General features: G+C 51.0%; 13 protein-coding genes. 3 read left to right on the top strand and 10 right to left on the bottom strand.

Annotated elements, in window-relative coordinates; genetic code table 11:
• Window positions 1–7: 7 nt before the first annotated feature.
• Complete coding sequence (locus ACYVBJ_RS26785) at window positions 8–427, bottom strand: response regulator (protein WP_460985363.1); 420 nt, start codon at window positions 425–427, stop codon at window positions 8–10.
• Window positions 424–2325 carry a PAS domain-containing sensor histidine kinase gene (locus ACYVBJ_RS26780; RefSeq protein WP_460985362.1) on the bottom strand — a complete coding sequence of 634 codons (1902 nt, stop codon included), beginning with the start codon at window positions 2323–2325 and terminating at the stop codon, window positions 424–426. The genes ACYVBJ_RS26785 and ACYVBJ_RS26780 overlap by 4 nt, the downstream gene beginning before the upstream one ends.
• A gap of 389 nt (window positions 2326–2714) precedes the next feature.
• Between ACYVBJ_RS26780 and ACYVBJ_RS26775 the strand changes: the two genes are divergently transcribed.
• Complete coding sequence (locus tag ACYVBJ_RS26775; RefSeq protein WP_460985361.1) at window positions 2715–4073, top strand: hypothetical protein; 1359 nt, start codon at window positions 2715–2717, stop codon at window positions 4071–4073.
• A gap of 125 nt (window positions 4074–4198) precedes the next feature.
• Here the strand turns inward: ACYVBJ_RS26775 and ACYVBJ_RS26770 are convergent, their stop codons facing one another.
• The 5 genes from ACYVBJ_RS26770 to ACYVBJ_RS26750 all read right to left on the bottom strand — a co-directional run bounded on the left by ACYVBJ_RS26770 (window position 4199) and on the right by ACYVBJ_RS26750 (window position 10301).
• The gene (locus ACYVBJ_RS26770; protein WP_460985360.1) at window positions 4199–6385 is read right to left on the bottom strand and encodes an alpha-galactosidase; all 2187 of its coding nucleotides are present in this window, start codon (window positions 6383–6385) and stop codon (window positions 4199–4201) included.
• A gap of 117 nt (window positions 6386–6502) precedes the next feature.
• Window positions 6503–7099 (bottom strand): 3-keto-disaccharide hydrolase, encoded by a 597-nt coding sequence (locus ACYVBJ_RS26765; RefSeq protein WP_460985359.1) that lies wholly within the window; start codon window positions 7097–7099, stop codon window positions 6503–6505.
• A 50-nt stretch (window positions 7100–7149) separates the two neighbouring features.
• Complete coding sequence (locus ACYVBJ_RS26760) at window positions 7150–8310, bottom strand: glycoside hydrolase family 97 catalytic domain-containing protein (protein ID WP_460985358.1); 1161 nt, start codon at window positions 8308–8310, stop codon at window positions 7150–7152.
• A gap of 9 nt (window positions 8311–8319) precedes the next feature.
• Window positions 8320–9138 (bottom strand): glycoside hydrolase family 97 N-terminal domain-containing protein, encoded by an 819-nt coding sequence (locus ACYVBJ_RS26755; protein WP_460985357.1) that lies wholly within the window; start codon window positions 9136–9138, stop codon window positions 8320–8322.
• A 23-nt stretch (window positions 9139–9161) separates the two neighbouring features.
• Window positions 9162–10301, bottom strand: a complete 1140-nt coding sequence (locus tag ACYVBJ_RS26750; protein ID WP_460985356.1) for a lactonase family protein — start codon at window positions 10299–10301, stop codon at window positions 9162–9164.
• Between the two features lie 309 nt (window positions 10302–10610).
• Between ACYVBJ_RS26750 and ACYVBJ_RS26745 the strand changes: the two genes are divergently transcribed.
• Window positions 10611–11489 (top strand): OmpA/MotB family protein, encoded by an 879-nt coding sequence (locus ACYVBJ_RS26745; protein ID WP_460985355.1) that lies wholly within the window; start codon window positions 10611–10613, stop codon window positions 11487–11489.
• An 80-nt stretch (window positions 11490–11569) separates the two neighbouring features.
• Here ACYVBJ_RS26745 and ACYVBJ_RS26740 read toward each other — a convergent pair whose 3' ends face one another.
• Window positions 11570–12376: a lipoprotein signal peptidase gene (locus ACYVBJ_RS26740; RefSeq protein ID WP_460985354.1), complete on the bottom strand. Its 807-nt coding sequence runs from the start codon at window positions 12374–12376 to the stop codon at window positions 11570–11572.
• 85 nt (window positions 12377–12461) lie between these two features.
• On the bottom strand, window positions 12462–13682 hold the full coding sequence (locus ACYVBJ_RS26735) for a proline dehydrogenase family protein (RefSeq protein ID WP_460985435.1): 1221 nt from the start codon (window positions 13680–13682) through the stop codon (window positions 12462–12464).
• A 276-nt stretch (window positions 13683–13958) separates the two neighbouring features.
• Between ACYVBJ_RS26735 and ACYVBJ_RS26730 the strand changes: the two genes are divergently transcribed.
• Entirely contained in the window at window positions 13959–15056 is a 1098-nt protein-coding gene (locus ACYVBJ_RS26730) for a chorismate mutase (protein ID WP_460985353.1), read from the top strand.
• 52 nt (window positions 15057–15108) lie between these two features.
• Here the strand turns inward: ACYVBJ_RS26730 and ACYVBJ_RS26725 are convergent, their stop codons facing one another.
• A complete protein-coding gene (locus ACYVBJ_RS26725; RefSeq protein ID WP_460985352.1) occupies window positions 15109–16053 on the bottom strand; it encodes a DUF4249 domain-containing protein in 945 nt (314 codons plus the stop codon).
• Between the last annotated feature and the right edge of the window lie 3 nt (window positions 16054–16056).

Here is a 16056-nt window from a genome sequence, read left to right as displayed (position 1 = left end):
AACTCCGCTAGTTGGCGTTTTTTACAAGATGTTTCTGCTCAATGCGCTGGTACAGTTCTTTGCCGTACGTATCGTATTCGAGAAACGTATCGGGCTTGACCAGGTAATCGGCCGCACCCAGCGCTAAGCATTTGGCGATGACCGAAGGGGTAGACGAAGTTGAGGTAATGATAACGGGTAAGTGTCCGTAGGCAGTTTGGTTCTGCAACGCTTCCAAAACCTCATAGCCGTTCGTTACGGGCATGTTCAGATCCGATAGAATCAGATCGGGTAACCCGGTTTGATTGGTTTCGAGCCATTCTAACAACAGACGCCCATTTTCGGCCTGCGCTACGATATCGAACAGACCGGTTTGCTCAATGCCCTCTTTCATAAAGAGCCGTTCGTCGTCGTCGTTTTCCACTATAACAATCTGATACTTTTTCATTCCTTCAAAAGCTTGCCAGCTTGATTAAGTGTAAAATAAAACGTTGTGCCTTTCCCTAGTTCTGATTCAAGCCAAATCTGACCACCGTGCCGCTCAACAACCTTTTTGCAGATCGCCAGGCCAATGCCCACTCCGGGATAATCTTTGGGAGTATGAAGCCTGCGGAATACGTCAAATACTTTCGTTAAATCGTCGCCCGCAATGCCAATGCCATTGTCCGATACGCTAAACCTGACCTGATCGTCAACAAGCCGGGCGCTGATAGTAATATGAGGTGTTTTTCCCGCCGTAAATTTAAGGGCATTATTAACCAGATTTTGCAGCAACTGAATTAACTGCAGCCGGTTTCCCAAAACATGATCAACCTCCAGGCGAAGATCAACGTGAGCCTGGCTTACCTCGGTTGAAGCTTTCACGTTCTCTAATACCTCCCCGACCAGCGACTGAACATTCAATTCTTCCAGCCTTACCTCATCTTTGCTAAGCTGCGAATAGTGCAACAGATGCTGAATAAGCTCTTTCATGCGGGAGGCCGCCTGGATCGATTTGCTGATGTAATTGTCTACGGTCTGCCTGGCTTCAGGTTGCAGTTCCTGCTGAGTCAGCAGCAGAAAACTTTTGATGGTTCGCAGCGGCTCCTGCAAATCATGGGAAACAATAGACGTAAACTTTTCCAGTTCTTCGTTGGCCGCGGCTAGTTCGACATTACTGGCCTGCAATACGGTGGTCAACTGGCGGTAGCGTTCGTAGCTTTCGCGTAAAGCCTCTTCGGCCTGCTTGCGTTCGGTCAGGTCCTTCGTAATCTTCGAAAATCCAATGTGAATACCCTGGGCGTTGTAAACGGCTGTAATCACTACGTTAGCCCAGAAAGAACTGCCATCTTTCCGAATTCGCCAGCCTTCTTCCTCGTACTTGCCTGTGGCCAGGGCAATGGTTAATTCACGGGCTGGCTTCCCATCTATGATGTCGTTTTCGGGGTAAAAGATCGAAAAATATTTGCCGATAATCTCCTCCGTCGTATAGCCTTTGATGCGACGAGCGCCTTCGTTCCAGTTGATAACCCGGCCTTTTTCATCGAGCATAAAGATCCCGTAGTCGGTAATCTGATCAACCAGCGACCGGTACTGTTCTTCGCTCTGGAGCAGGGTTTCCTGGGCCTGTTTGCGTTCGGTCAGATCCCGGGTAACCTTTGAGAAGCCGATGTGCTGGTTCTGTTCGTTGTACAGGGCGGTGATAACAATATTCGCCCAGAAAACTGCGCCGTTCTTTTTCACCCGCCAGCCTTCTTCCTCATATTTACCCGTCTGACGGGCGATGACCAGTTCACGGGCCGGTTTCTGGGTAGCCAGGTCTTCAGACGTGTAAAAGATGGAAAAGTGCTTACCCAGAATCTCGCTGGACGAATAGCCCTTAATGCTTTTGGCACCCTCATTCCAGGTGCTGATATGCCCTTCTGTATCCAGCATAAAGATGGCGTAATCTTTAACGCCTTCCACCATCAGCCGGTACCGCTCTTCCTGCTTTAGCAGATAAAGTTCCTGCTGTTTAGCCTGGGAGCGATCTTCGAGCAGACAGCAGTAGCCGATGAACGTATTGTGCTCGTCCATCAGACAGCTAAGGGTAATCTCTCCCCAGAACTGGGTCTGGTCTTTTTTATGCCGCCATCCCTGCGCGATAAACTGACCGTTTTTCCGGGTTAAACTCAACTCATATTCGGCTTTGATGGTGTCAAACGTAGGACTATACACCAGCGAAATATGCTGATTGAGCAGCTCACTCAGACCGTACTGGGTAATGTGGCAGGCCGCAGCATTGGCAAAATTGATATAGCCATCCTTGTCTAGGCTAAAAATAGCATGGGGTAAGGTCTGAAGCAGCAAGCCGCTATCGGTACGCATAAGTAAGGTGGTAGAGGGGCAGTAAAGTTAATGCAGGGGAATTAAAAAAGTGCTATAGGCCAGCCTGGCTGGAAGTAGCGGCTTTATTGACAAAATACCCGGCTATCTACAGGTCTACAAGGCGTAACTCCAATGTATATACGAATGATTGGTTTCGGTGGTAGGCCTGCGTTACGTGTGTCTTTGAAACTCCGGGACAGGCGTTGATATCGACGTTGGTTAAAAGCGGTCATAAGATACTGAGCAACTTGCGGATGAAAGATCCCGCCGAAACTATCGATTTAGCACGGAATTTGTACACTGGCTGTAACGAATTATAAACTATGTGTAACTGTATATCAGCCAGTAACGGCTGCGAACAATCATAAAGCCTGTAAGCCGTCAGTGTTATGAAAAACGTCTTCCATTCATGCTGCATTTGTTTACTTACCCTATCCGGCAGTTACGTATCAGCGCAAAACAACTACGTAGTGAACACACCGAATTCTGATGTGCCAGGTTACGACAATATGCTGATCGGGCCCAACTGTGGCATTAGCATTACGACTGGTTACAACAATGCGTTTATGGGTATTCGGGCGGGGCAGAACAACACCACCGGCTACAGCAACGCGTTTCTGGGTGCTAATTCGGGCCGCTCGAACACATCGGGAAGTAATAACGCGTATCTAGGTGTTGACGTCGGTTATTTTAACACCACAGGCAGCAACAACGCTTTTATAGGATACAGCGCCGGTTTCTCGAATACCACCGGAAACAACAATACGTTCGTGGGCGGGCAGTCGGGGCTTTCGAATACGACCGGGCTTAACAATGCGTTTGTAGGAACATCAGCGGGGTACAGCAATACGACCGGGCGCAACAATACGTACGTAGGAGATAAAGCAGGCCGAAACAATCTGGTGGGAAGCATGAATACCTTTCTGGGACCACAGTCCGGTTTCAACGCGCAGGCTGATTCAAACACCTTTGTAGGCTACCAGGCAGGGTATAATACAACTACCGGTCAGGGTAATACGTTTTTCGGGATACTGTCGGGAAAGGGCAACATGACGGGTAGTCGGAATACCTTTGTGGGAAACCAGGCCGGCCCTACAACCAGCTACGGCAGCGACAACGTATACATTGGCTACAGCAGCGGTCAGCATGACCGCGGCTCCCGTAATACGTTTCTGGGTTACCGGACGGGTGTCGCGTTAACCGCGAATTCCGAGCCGCTCAGTAATGCCACAGCCGTTGGTGCCGGGGCCAGTGTGGCTGTGAGCAATGCGGTCGTGTTGGGAAACCAGGCTAACGTAGGCATTGGCACCTCATCGCCAACGGCGCGGCTGCATGTAGAGAGTGGTCAGCCCAACGAGTCAGGTTTGCGGCTGGCCGACTTAACCGCCCACAGCCCCGTCACGCAGGCGAGCGATGCGTTCTTAACGGTCGACGAGCAGGGATACGTAAGCAAGGCCCGGTATCATCTGAAAATCAACACGGTCAGTGAGTGGAGTGATAACGTGTTTTCTCCTGCGTATCGACTGGCTCCCTTGGAGGAAGTAGCGGCTTTTATTCGGAAACAGGGTCATTTGCCCGGCGTTCCCTCAGCAGAAGCTGTTAACGCTACGTTGCTCGAAAAGATCGAAGAATTAACTCTGTATGTAATCGCCTTACAGAAGGCCGATCAACAGAAAAACCAATCGATCGACCAGCAAAATCAACGCATAAAACAGCTGGAAGCCCTGGTTAATAAAGCGCCTAAATAAACACTAGAGGAAGTGTACACAACCAGATTTTGCTTTACTCCTCACAGCAGAGGCCGACTCTTAGTGCCTGCTTCCACAAGCAGAGAAGACTAAGAGTCGGCCAATACGCTTTATCAGTATTCACATTAGTTGACCACCGTTACTTCAAGAACAACACTCGTTCGGCGGGTATCGACATTGGGGTTGAAGCCAATTGTCATTAAATAATTTCCCGAGTAAGTCATTGTAGACTGGTTGATAGGCGACCGCGCACCAGGGTAGACGTTCAGTTCGCGCACCGAGTACGTTTTGGCCGGGTCGAGGCCTTGCAGCCGGATGGAGCCCGCAGTGCCGGCTTTATACCGGTTGTTGGTCAGGTACGTGAACCAGACAGCCTGATCCTGCTTTTCGTTAACGTACATCAGCGACGCTACGTCTCCCGCATAGGGCGAAGCTAGCCTGTACTGGTCGCCCTGCCATACGATGCCCTTGATACGTTCGTAGGTTTTCAGGGCTTCCTGGCTGAACTGAAGTTCTTTCTCGTCGAGTTTGCTGACCACAATGTCATAACCCAGCTTACCCATCATGGCTACGTCTGTCCGGAACTTTATGGGCTGTTTGCCCCAGTCGGTAACGTGGTTACAGGTAGCAATAGCCGGGAAGAAGTAGGAGTAATTCCATTGAATAAACACCCGCTCCAGGCCATCGGTGTTGTCGCTCGGCCAAAATTCGGTGAAATAACGTAGTGCGCCGTAATCGACCCGGCCACCCCCGCCCGAACACAGCATCATTGGCAGCTTAGGGTACTTAGCCTGCAGCCGCTCCAGTACCTTATAAAGGCCCTGTACATACTCAACGTACAGATGAGATGGGTTCGGGTTTGTAGCCGAGAATGCGTTGTAGATTACCGCGTTACAGTCCCACTTAATGTAGCCCAGCGTCGGGTTTTTGCCCACGATGCCATCGACAATACCGTACACGAAATCCTGCACTTTGGGGTTCGTCAAATCGAGTACCAACTGGTTGCGGAAGTAGTACTCCTGGCGATTGGGTAGTTTCAGTACCCAGTCCGGATGTTTTTCGTAGAGTTCGCTTTTAGGGTTGACCATCTCCGGTTCGAGCCAGATCCCAAATTTGATGCCGGCACTTTCGGCCTCTTTTACCAGATAACCAAGCCCATGCGGCAGCTTATTGACGTTTTCCTGCCAGTCGCCTAAACCGGCGCGGTCGTTGTTTCGTGGGTATTTGTTGCCGAACCAGCCATCATCGAGCAAAAACAGGTCGACCCCCAGCTTCTTACCGTCTTTGAAGAGTCCCGTCAGCTTTTCTTCGTTAAAGTCAAAAAAGGTTGCTTCCCAGTTGTTGAGCAAGGTCAACCGATTGCCCTGCCCCTGCGGAATCCGGAATTTGCGCGCCCAGCGGTGCAGGCTACGGCTGGCGGTTCCTTTTCCGGTATTGGAATAGGTGAATAAGAATGCCGGAGTGGTAAACTCCTTTCCCGGCGCTAACGTATACGCCGAGGCATAAGGATTAATGCCCGCTGTCAGGCGCAGGTTATGCAGGGGGTCAACCTCGAACGCGATCTGATAATTACCCGACCAGGCCAGCGTACCCGCCATAACTTCGCCTTTGTCTTCCTGGGCGGGTTCGTTCAGAGCTACCAGAAAGGAAGGAGGCTGGAATAAATCGGCGCGGGTGCCCAGCTTCGTATCCAGTATTTTGATGCCTTCCGTCAGCGGTTCCTCCGTGGGGTTCATTTCATTGGCCCAGTCGCCGTGGAAATGGGTGAGGTAATAGTGCTGGCCGGGGATGTACAGATTCGCCGATGCGTATTTGTGCAACGTAACGTTCTTCTTTTCGGTGTGCCGGATGGTTGACCACTGTTCAATTACGTCCTCGTTCTGATACGCTTTGTAGTACAAGGTGACCTCAAACGGATACTGCGGATCTTTGAGGTAAACGGCCGTTTGGATAACCCCCTCAGCAACCGATTTCTGCTCGTGCCGAACGTAGCGTAGGTCCAGCGACGGATTGCCGTCGGCATGGGTCACCTGAATCGCCGGTTCCAGCAAGTTCCGACTTCCGGCCGGTGTATAGACCGAGTTATACAAACCGGTGTAATCTTCACCGCGTTTTCCATTGGCTGGAATTCGGGCGTATTCTTCCGGGCGACTCAGCCGCTGGCCGAAGTGAACAAGGGTTGGGTTCTGATCTTTATCGACCCGAATCACCAACGCGGTTTTACGGGTTTCAATCGTAATGTGATCGTCGCCCATTGCCTGTTGTACAAACAGAAATAAAGTGAAAACGAGAACTAGTATGCCAGGTCGCATGAAAGATTTTACTGGGGAATTTAGTAAAAAAGACTACCGAACAGGTTGCCCGGTAGTCTGCAGGTTAACGCGGAAAAATGAGGGGTATTGATACGTAGTCGGGAGCGTATGCCTGCTTTAGAGTAGCTTCAGCTCTAGCTTCCGCCAGCGCACTTTGATGCCGCCACCATCGTGAATCTGTAACGCCACCGAACCGTTGGCCTGACCGATCTTTTCGTCGTGCAGATCAACCATCGACTGCCCATTAAGATACGTCTGCACATGGTCACCTTCCACCCGAATACGCAGCGTATTCCATTCACCTGGTTTAAGGATATTTTCTTTCTCGTCGGGAATCTGTACCATCCAGCCGCGGCCGTACGATTCGTAGATGCCGCCCGTGTCGTGGTTCGGCGGGGCTACTTCGACCTGCCAACCCGAAATTTTAGTGCCCTCGATGCTGGAGCGGAAAAAAACACCGCTGTTGCCGTTCGCTTCCTGCTTGAACTGAAGAGACAGGTCGAAGTTTTTGTATGGCTGTTCCGTCGCTAAGTAGCCGTAGCCTTTGTCCGGGCCGCTTTCGCAGATGAGTTCACCATTTTCGACGTACCATTTTTCGGTACCATAGATTTTCCAGCCATTCAGGTTCTTTCCGTTGAACAGGCGAATCGTTTTGGTTGGGGCCGTGAAGGCGAACAGGGCCAGCAGCAGGCCCAGAGCAGCGAGTTGTTTCATTGTGGGTTGACGTTATTGGTAAGTACTAGGGTTTAAACGTAATGAATTACTCATTTCTTTTTGAGTTGCAACACAAATCCACCCCCTGGCGCCATGTGTATATTCAGGGAGTCGGCCCGGGTAACGGTTCGTTGGGTGAACTGGTAGTCAACCGGGTTCCGATCGGCGTTGATACCGTCCAGGCAACCAACTACCTCATACGTACCTGCGTCCAGAAAACTAAGCGGTAAAGATACATCACGAGCCGTCCAGTTGGTTAAGGCACCCACAAACCAGTCATTACCCTGCCGACGGCCCGTGACGATGTACTCGCCAAGCTGAGCGTCTAAAATTCTGGTATCATCATACGTAGTAGGTAAGCGCCCCAGGAAGTCCATAAAGCGCGGCTCCAGCAAAGCCTGCGATGGATTTCCCGAAAAAATAGGGATCGGACTATCGTAAACCACAAACATCGCTAGTTGATGACAGCGCGTCCCCTGCGACATCACCTGACCCGCAATCGGCCGAAATTGCTCTTTGGTCGCATTGCTGAGCAGACCCGGTTCGTAATCCATTGGGCCCGATACCATCCGGATAAATGGCAGCAAGACGTCATGGTCCGGCGTGGGCTTGTTGCTCCAGATGTTGTACTCCGACCCTAACACCCCTTCGCGCGTGATGGCATGCGGATACGTTCGCTCGAAGCCCGCCGGTTTATACGCTCCGTGGTACATGATCATGATTTTCGCCTTCGCGCAGGCTTCGGCCACCCGCGTGTAGAAGTTCACCATCTTCTGATCGTCACGGTCCATGAAGTCGGTCATGATGAAATCGACACCCCAGGCCTGAAACTGCTTCAGCGCGGGTTCCAACTGCCGGTCGAGAGTAGCAGCCAGCGTCCACATACTGAGCCGGATTCCCTGCGAACGGGCGTAGGCGACAAGCTCCGGAATATCCAGGCCGGGCGTGATCTTGAATAGATCCTGATAATCTGACCAGCCCGCATCCAACAGAATCCGGTCGAAGCCGAAGCGTTTTGCCCAGTCAACGTAATACGTATATGTAGCCGTGTTGATACCCGCCCGAAAGGGAACGTTGAACAGGTTGATGTTCGTAATCCATTCGTCGGTGCACTTTCCCGGCCGAATCCACGATATGTCCGTCAGGCGGCTCGGCGTAGCCAGTCGGTAGACCAGATCCGATGCGGGTAATTCCCGGTCGGTACCAATCACCAGCGCTCGTCACGGGAACGTTCGTGTACCCGTTGTCCGGGCGATGAAGTCGGCCCGTTGCGAAACAACCCACTGCGGAAACTCACCGGGCATCAGTCGTTCGGCCAGTGGATACTGCGCAAATACGCCTGTCAGCGACGCTCCCTGGCGGGCCAGAAACATACCCGGATAATCCAGCAGGTCTGATTCCGTCAGCACAATTCGCGGTCCCGAGGCTGGAGCAACCAGTACGGGCGAAAAGCAAAGAGCGGTGTCCGCTATCTCGCTGAGCGACCGAATCTGATAGGGTTCTTCAAACGAGGTATGGAACCGATCGACGCCCGGACGCGGCTGCACGGCGGGGTAATAAACGGTTGGATTATCGGCGAATGTAAAGCGGGCAGTTTCGTTACGTATAGTAATCGAGTCGGGAAACAAAGTACTGAATCGATACGCTACGCCATCGTTATACGCCCGAAACTCAAGTGTGTACTGGTCGCGAAACGTAAGCCGCAGCTCTGTGTACTGATCAGCCACTACCCGGCGTTTTGTCGCAACGGGGGCCAGAATTGAATCACGTACTATCCGAATCTGGCTGCGTTGAGGTTGCGTGCCGACGCCGAGTACACGCCCGTCTGCTAACGCCATCGCAATAGTCGATGGATGTATTAACTGCTGTCGATCGTGGCGTACCGATAAACGAACGCTGTCAGTAATCGCAACGACCAACGTAATGCGGCCGTTGGGAGACGTAATGGTCCGCTGAAAAGGTCGTGGTGCACCATAAGCCATACCGTACAGAACCAGCAGCGGAACAAGCACGTAGCGTTTGCAGGAGTGAGCAACCATAATCATTCAGCAACCGAAAGCGATCACTTCGCCATAAGTACGCATACTGGAGAAGGGACTTTCACCGATTGACCCGTGTAGGTCAGCCTGCCCGTCTTTGCATCCCGCTTAAAAAGCGTAATGTTATCCGTATCCTGATTTGCCACGAATACGTATTCGCCTTTGGGGTCGATCAGAAAATTACGCGGTGTTTTGCCTTCGGTAGCCTGATCGCCTACTTTGGTTAGTCGACCATCGCTCCCAATCGCGAAGATGGTCAACGCATTGTACCCCCGGTTCGACTGGTACAGGAATTTGCCGCTCGGATCAATGTGAATGTCGGCGCTGGTGTTTTGTGCGGTGAAGTCAGCCGGTAAGGTTTGTACGCCATCGTCGAGTACGGTCAGGGCACCAGTTTTGGCGTTACGTGAGAAGACTGCTACCGACGAAGTAAGTTCTTCAACGAGATACGCGTACTTGCCATTCGGATGAAACGTAAAGTGGCGGGGACCCGAACCCGGCTTTACTGTTACGTATGGCGTTTGAGCGGGTTTCACCTTGCTTGCCTTCAGGTCGGGTTCAAAAATATGCAGTTTATCCGTACCCAAATCCGCTACGTACACAAACCGGTTATCGGGCGCTACAGTGGCCGAATGCACATGGGCTTTCTCCTGCCGCTGTTTGTTCGGACCGGTTCCGGAGTTTTGCACACTATCGGTTGGAGCCGCCAACGTACCGTCGGCATTGATGGGCAACACCGCCAGGCTTCCTCCTCCGTAGTTAGACACGAAGGCCGTTTTACCGGTTTGGTCAACACGGATATGGCAGGGGCCACTGCCCAGCGACGACTGACTATTTAGAAAGCTGAGTTTACCGGTCGCCTTATCAATTGCGTAAGCGCTGACGGCTCCTGCTCTGCCCGGTCCGGAGGCCTGACCTTCATTCACCGAATACAGAAAACGACCCGAGGGGTGAATCGCCAAAAAGGACGGACTTTTCAGGCCCGGTATAGACTGCAACTGCTGCATCGTTCCGGCCTTCCGGTCAAACTCGAATACGTAAATGCCCTCACTCCCTCGAACGGAGTACGTGCCGATATACATGATCTCTTTGCGGGATTGAGCAGTGGTCGATAAAGCCATTCCGAATAACGTAATGCCAAGACAAATCAGAAATTTATGCATATAATTCAGGAAGAACAGAAGAGAAAAGTAATAAGCAGACACAAACTACCGACAGAGGAATAAATTGAGCAAACAATCGATCTATTATTCGATTTTAAAGGTTATCAAGTCTGTGCTGGCTTCCTGTTTTGATGAGTTTTCGGGAACTCGGCAAGGAAATATTCGGGTGAGAATACTTTTAGATGAAGCAGTCTGTTGGAACGGTTAGCCAGAATCTACTTACTTTTGCAGAATGATTAACCCGTTATCAGTTAGTCTGTATTGATTAAACCTAACTTTTCGTTACCGTCAACATTACCCCTTACTAGTATGAAACGAGTATTAATAGTTTTTGCGGCCGTAGCTATGCTTTCCTCGTGTAATAGCAAAAAGCGTCTGGCTGAAATCAAATCATTGCAGGAGGCCCGCGATAAAGCCGTTGCCTCATTGAACGACTGCGACCAGCGTACGGCAACCCTACGCTCACAACTTTCCGCCAAAGACACTGATCTGCAGGGAAAGGATAAGCAAGTAAGTGATCTGCAAGCTCAGGTCGACTACCTCAAGAAGACCAACACCAACCTGTTGGATCGTATGTCTGACCTGTCGATTGTGAGTAAATCAGGCGCTGAAAGCATTAAAAAATCGCTTGAAACGCTCAACGAACAAACCAAGTACACCAACAATCTGAACGCTAGCATTCAGCGGAAAGATTCGTTGAACCTGGCACTGGTAATGAGTCTGAAGCGGTCGCTGGACGACATCAACGATCAGGATGTTCAGGTTGAGGTGAAGAAAGGTGTAGTATACGTATCGATATCGGATAAGCTGTTGTTCAAATCGGGCAGCTACGACATTACGCCCCGCGCTGAGTCCGTATTAGGTAAAGTAGCGAAAGTGGTGAACGACCACAAGGAGCTGGATATTCTGGTAGAAGGTCATACCGACATCGTACCTATTTCAACTGCGTCGATCAAGGACAACTGGGACTTGAGCGCGTTACGGGCTACATCGGTAGTACGTACGTTGCAGGGCAAATTCGGCGTTGCGCCGGAGCGTATGACAGCGGGTGGCCGTTCGGAGTACAGTCCTAAAGATGACAACACGACCTCGACCGGACGTCAGCAAAACCGTCGTACTGAAATCATCATTACGCCGAAGCTTGACCAGTTCTTCAACCTGCTATCCAGCGGACAGGCTGGCAAGTAGGCCAAGCAAAAGTACGTTATCAAAGAAAAACCGCCTGTCGTTCGACAGGCGGTTTTTCTTTGATAGAAAGGCGAAGAAAACTATTCGTTATGCTTAGGCTCCGGTTCTTCAGGCAAGACAGATTCTGATGTCGACGTTGCAGCAGCATTGGGCTCTGACTCCGGTGCGGAATCTTGGACCTCGTCAGTTGTTGAATCAGCAGCTATGGGTTCAGCACCATCCGTTTCGCTTAAGTCAGCAGCAGGCAGAACCGACGCTTCGACCGGATCAGGACCCGAAACGGGCAGCATACCATGATCGGCAGAGTATTCGCCGAAGAAACGGCGCTGAAAAAATAAGATCAAACAAACCCCAATGAAAATACAGGAATCGGCGATGTTAAAGATGGGAGTCGAATAATATTGCCCGCCCCAGACTGGTACCCATTCGGGTATAAAGCCTTCCCATACGTCCACAAAAATCATGTCGATTACCTGGCCATGGAACCAGGGCGTTGGAGAACCGTACGGAGCGTTGTTTAAGAATACACCGTAAAACGTGCTGTCGATTACGTTGCCCACTGCACCTGCCAGAATCATAGACATCGCCCAGAGTAATCCGTCGGGTGCTCCACGATGTGCCAGGTGAACCAGGTAATAGCCAATACCGACCATCGCGAACAGACGAAACACACTCAGTAGCAGTTTGCCGTATTCGTACCCCAGTTGCATACCAAACGCCATACCGGGGTTAAGGACGTAGTGCAGCTTAAGCCAGTCGCCAACTACTTTGATCTGGCCGGCAAAGCCAGGTGCCATATAAAAATGTACCGCCAACTTAACGCCCTGATCGATGGCAATTAACAGTAACGTAAGCAGGAAAAACTTAAGAGGACTTTTACGAATCATAAAAAAAATGACCCAACCCGAAGGTTGGGCCGTTTACAAAATGCCTAATCAGCGTGACCAACACAGTATGCCGGAGAAACCAGCATCAGATCTTACAACCCTTACGCCGTTTCAGTTCGTTCGTAACCAGCTTAAACTCCCGACTGCTCTGGCCAGCAATTGATTTATTCTCGTCGGCCCGCCGGAACAGGTACGGCATCACGGCTTCAACGGGACCGTAGGGAACGTACTTCGCTACGTTATAGCCCGCGTTAGCGAGATTGTAAGAGATATTGTCACTCATGCCCAACAGCTGCGCGAAATAAATATGCGTGTCGTTAGGAGCAATCCCTAGCCGACTCATTTGCTGCATGCAGTACTGGCAACTGTATTCATTATGGGTACCCAGGCAGATTGAGACGACATCCCGGTTTTCGAGGCAGTAATCAACAGCTGCGTTGAAATCCCGATCGGTGTCCTCCTTTGTGGCCTGGATTGGATCCTGATATTCACCTTCGTGAGCCCGTAGCCGCTCTTTTTCCAGATAAGCACCGCGTACTAGTTTGGCTCCAAGGTAATATCCCTTTGCGCGCGCTTCGTCAATATCCCGCCGGAGGTGATCAAGGCTTTCCCAGCGGTAAAATTGATACGTATTGTAAACAACGGGCCGTTCGTGGTTATACCGATCCATCATCTCGTAGGCGAGTGTGTCGATCGTATCCTGAATCCAGCTTTCTTCGGCATCGATGAAGATGCGCACATTCCGCTCGTAGCCACGGCGGCACAGCGTATCAACCCGCTTCAGGACCCGGTCGAACTCTGCTTTCTGCTCTTTATTCAACGAGTCGCCAATCTGAACGGCTTCGAGCAGATCCGTGGAGGCAAGTCCGGTGATTTTGAAGACAGAGAAAGGAATATCGGAGGATTCGCTGGCGCGCTCGATGGTGCGAAGGATTTCAAGCGTAGTTTCATCGAAACTTTTTTCGTTTTCCTCGCCTTCCACTGAGTAATCGAGGATGGTTCCGACGTGGGCGTTATGCAGTTGCTGGATGGTCTTTTCGGAATCGCTAATGCTTTCTCCCCCACAGAATTGCTCAAAAATTGTGTTCTTGATCAGGAATTTAATGGGAAGATGAAGTCTCAGCGCAATCTTTATGAAAAAAGTCCCTAAATTTACCAGCCATCCCTGATTCATCAACGCAAATAACCAGAAGGTCTTTCGAAGTTTGAAGTCCGACTGGGACGAGAAAGCAATCGAAGTGTCCTCAAATGAAACGGGTCGGAGGTCCGGTTTTACTTCTGCAAACCCCTGGACAGTGTCCGGCATTAGATTACTTCGGTTCGACATATCAGTGCTCCGTTTGGGCGGTGCTACTTCCATAGCGTTAGGTGCGCGTCGGTTAACGTGGCCGAAATATATAACGAAATTTCGGTCAATCGGTTAAACTTACCGGCGCGGCTTGTTCGATAAAGTAAAAACAGCTTTAGACAAATGAAGGAACCGGCTTGAAAAACAGCTGATTCCCTCTGCAAATATACCACAAAATACCAATTAAAAGTTCCCGATAGAGTATCCGTATTACTCGTCTATTACGCGTTTCTTATGAAGGTAGAATTAGCCGTAGAGCCGCTTGCCTCGTGGATTGAGACTAACGGCAAACCATTGATCATCGCTGGTCCCTGCAGCGCCGAGACCGAAGATCAACTAGTTGAAACCGCCCGCCAGCTGAAGGCGCTGGGCGCTGTTCATGCCATTCGCGCCGGGGTGTGGAAACCCCGCACCCGTCCGGGTAGCTTTGAAGGCATGGGCGAAGCGGCTCTGCCATGGATTCAGCGGGCTAAAGCCGAAACAGGCCTGCCATTTGCGGTTGAAGTCGCTACTCCAGAGCACATCGAACTGTCGTTGAAATACGGCGTTGATATTTTATGGGTTGGTGCCCGCACAACGGTCAACCCCTTTAACGTGCAGGAGATTGCAGATGCGCTACGTGGCGTCGATGTACCCGTACTGGTCAAAAACCCGGTAAATCCTGATCTGGCGTTGTGGGTTGGTGCGTTCGAACGGATCGCGGGCGCTGGTATCAAAAAGCTAGGCGCTATCCACCGGGGGTTTGCCACGGGTGAAGCCAGCAAATACCGGAACGTACCGATGTGGCAGATGGCCATTGAGCTCAAATCGATCTTCCCGCAACTCCCGATCATTGGCGATCCAAGCCACATGGCCGGTAAGCGAGCGTATCTGAACGAGCTGGCGCAGATGGCGATGGACCTTAACTACGACGGTCTGATTGTTGAATCACACATTGATCCCGATAAAGCGTGGAGTGATGCTGCTCAGCAGTTGACGCCAGCCGCCTTCGGCGAGATGCTGGATCACCTGCAGATCCGTCAGGTTGAATCACAAAACCTGGAGTTTCAGGGCTTCATGGAGCAATCACGGCGCAGCATCGATAACGTAGATCGCCAGATTGTGGAGATGCTTGCGGCTCGTATGGCCCTCGTAGAACGTCTGGCCGAATACAAACGGGATAATAACGTTACGTTGTTCCAGCCTGATCGCTGGAAGGAGATTTTGAAAACCCGTACCGAAATGGGACAGCGGTTAGGGCTGTACCCTGAACTGGTGGAAGAAATCTACAAGATCATCCACATGGAGTCAATTCGGAAACAAACCGAAGTGATGAACAGCCAGACTGTTTAGTTAACAAGAGACTTTTTGAAAAGGGGAATTACCAACAAGGTGATTCCCCTTTTCATTTCAGGGTTAGCACAACCGTCGATTTGTTATAGCCCGCAAAGCAGCCTAACCCACCCTGAATGTTGCTGGGAATCAATACCGGTTCGGCAAACGGATTTCCGGAGGCCTGGGCCTGTCGACCAACGGCATACTGATAATTATAGTAGGCCCGGTCGGTACTCAGCAGGCCGACAACAACTTTTGCCGATTTAAAATTACCCAGGAAGCTACCCGATGCGTTAGTGTTGGGTGTTCTACTATTTATAAAGGCGCGCTCTGAGGCCATTTTAGACCCCTGGCTGTTGTCGTCGGTTTGTAAGCTGCTCGTATTCGTATCGAAACGAAGCGTTCTGAATTCCACACGGCGGGTCGTATCCGGTTTACTGGTTACGTACTGAAAGGTGCCTGCTAACTGGTAAAAGTTCGTTTCAGCGGCTGGGTCCTGCCAATGCGCCCGTACGAAATAGCGACGCTGCTGCCGGATAATCTGGTTGACGATGGTCGAGTCAAAGTCCAGACTTTCTAGTTTAACGGAAGCGGGTATTGTACAACTGCTTTCGGCCCGCTCGCCCCCAGCAGTCTGTACAACCAGCTTATAGGTGCGGCCTGCGATGATCGGAAACCGACTGGCCGCTACGCGGTAATAGTCACTGGAGCTGATCTTATTTGTTTGGGTATACAAGGCCACCGTCCGGCCGCCTTCCGATAGGGTAACAACCGCGCCCGGAATATTGTCGTACGCACTCGTGTTGCTGCTGTCACTCAACACGGTTTGCGAACGTGATACTTTTACTGCCAGCACGGTGTCTTGCGGAGAAAGAAAGCACATGACCACTAATTTAGAGGCTTGTCGATTCAATAGCTCCGGGTCTACCTCGTTACGTAAGCTTCCGCAGCTTGCCAGAAACAAGCCGCAGGTGAGTAGTTGAGCAGCTATACAAACGGTAATACGATTGGGCACGAC

The organism is Spirosoma fluminis, from assembly GCF_054778895.1.
The sequence above is the reverse complement of the archived record's forward strand: the minus strand, read 5'-3'. Positions and strand labels throughout refer to the sequence as shown.

Bases quoted from the DNA above. Each gene is read 5' to 3' on its own strand.
- ACYVBJ_RS26785 (WP_460985363.1), bottom strand. From the start codon at position 427: ATGAAAAAGTATCAGATTGTTATAGTGGAAAACGACGACGACGAACGG.
- ACYVBJ_RS26780 (WP_460985362.1), bottom strand. From the start codon at position 2,325: ATGCGTACCGATAGCGGCTTGCTGCTTCAGACCTTACCCCATGCTATT.
- ACYVBJ_RS26775 (WP_460985361.1), top strand. From the start codon at position 2,715: ATGAAAAACGTCTTCCATTCATGCTGCATTTGTTTACTTACCCTATCC.
- ACYVBJ_RS26770 (WP_460985360.1), bottom strand. From the start codon at position 6,385: ATGCGACCTGGCATACTAGTTCTCGTTTTCACTTTATTTCTGTTTGTA.
- ACYVBJ_RS26765 (WP_460985359.1), bottom strand. From the start codon at position 7,099: ATGAAACAACTCGCTGCTCTGGGCCTGCTGCTGGCCCTGTTCGCCTTC.
- ACYVBJ_RS26755 (WP_460985357.1), bottom strand. From the start codon at position 9,138: ATGGTTGCTCACTCCTGCAAACGCTACGTGCTTGTTCCGCTGCTGGTT.
- ACYVBJ_RS26750 (WP_460985356.1), bottom strand. From the start codon at position 10,301: ATGCATAAATTTCTGATTTGTCTTGGCATTACGTTATTCGGAATGGCT.
- ACYVBJ_RS26745 (WP_460985355.1), top strand. From the start codon at position 10,611: ATGAAACGAGTATTAATAGTTTTTGCGGCCGTAGCTATGCTTTCCTCG.
- ACYVBJ_RS26740 (WP_460985354.1), bottom strand. From the start codon at position 12,376: ATGATTCGTAAAAGTCCTCTTAAGTTTTTCCTGCTTACGTTACTGTTA.
- ACYVBJ_RS26735 (WP_460985435.1), bottom strand. From the start codon at position 13,682: ATGCCGGACACTGTCCAGGGGTTTGCAGAAGTAAAACCGGACCTCCGA.
- ACYVBJ_RS26730 (WP_460985353.1), top strand. From the start codon at position 13,959: ATGAAGGTAGAATTAGCCGTAGAGCCGCTTGCCTCGTGGATTGAGACT.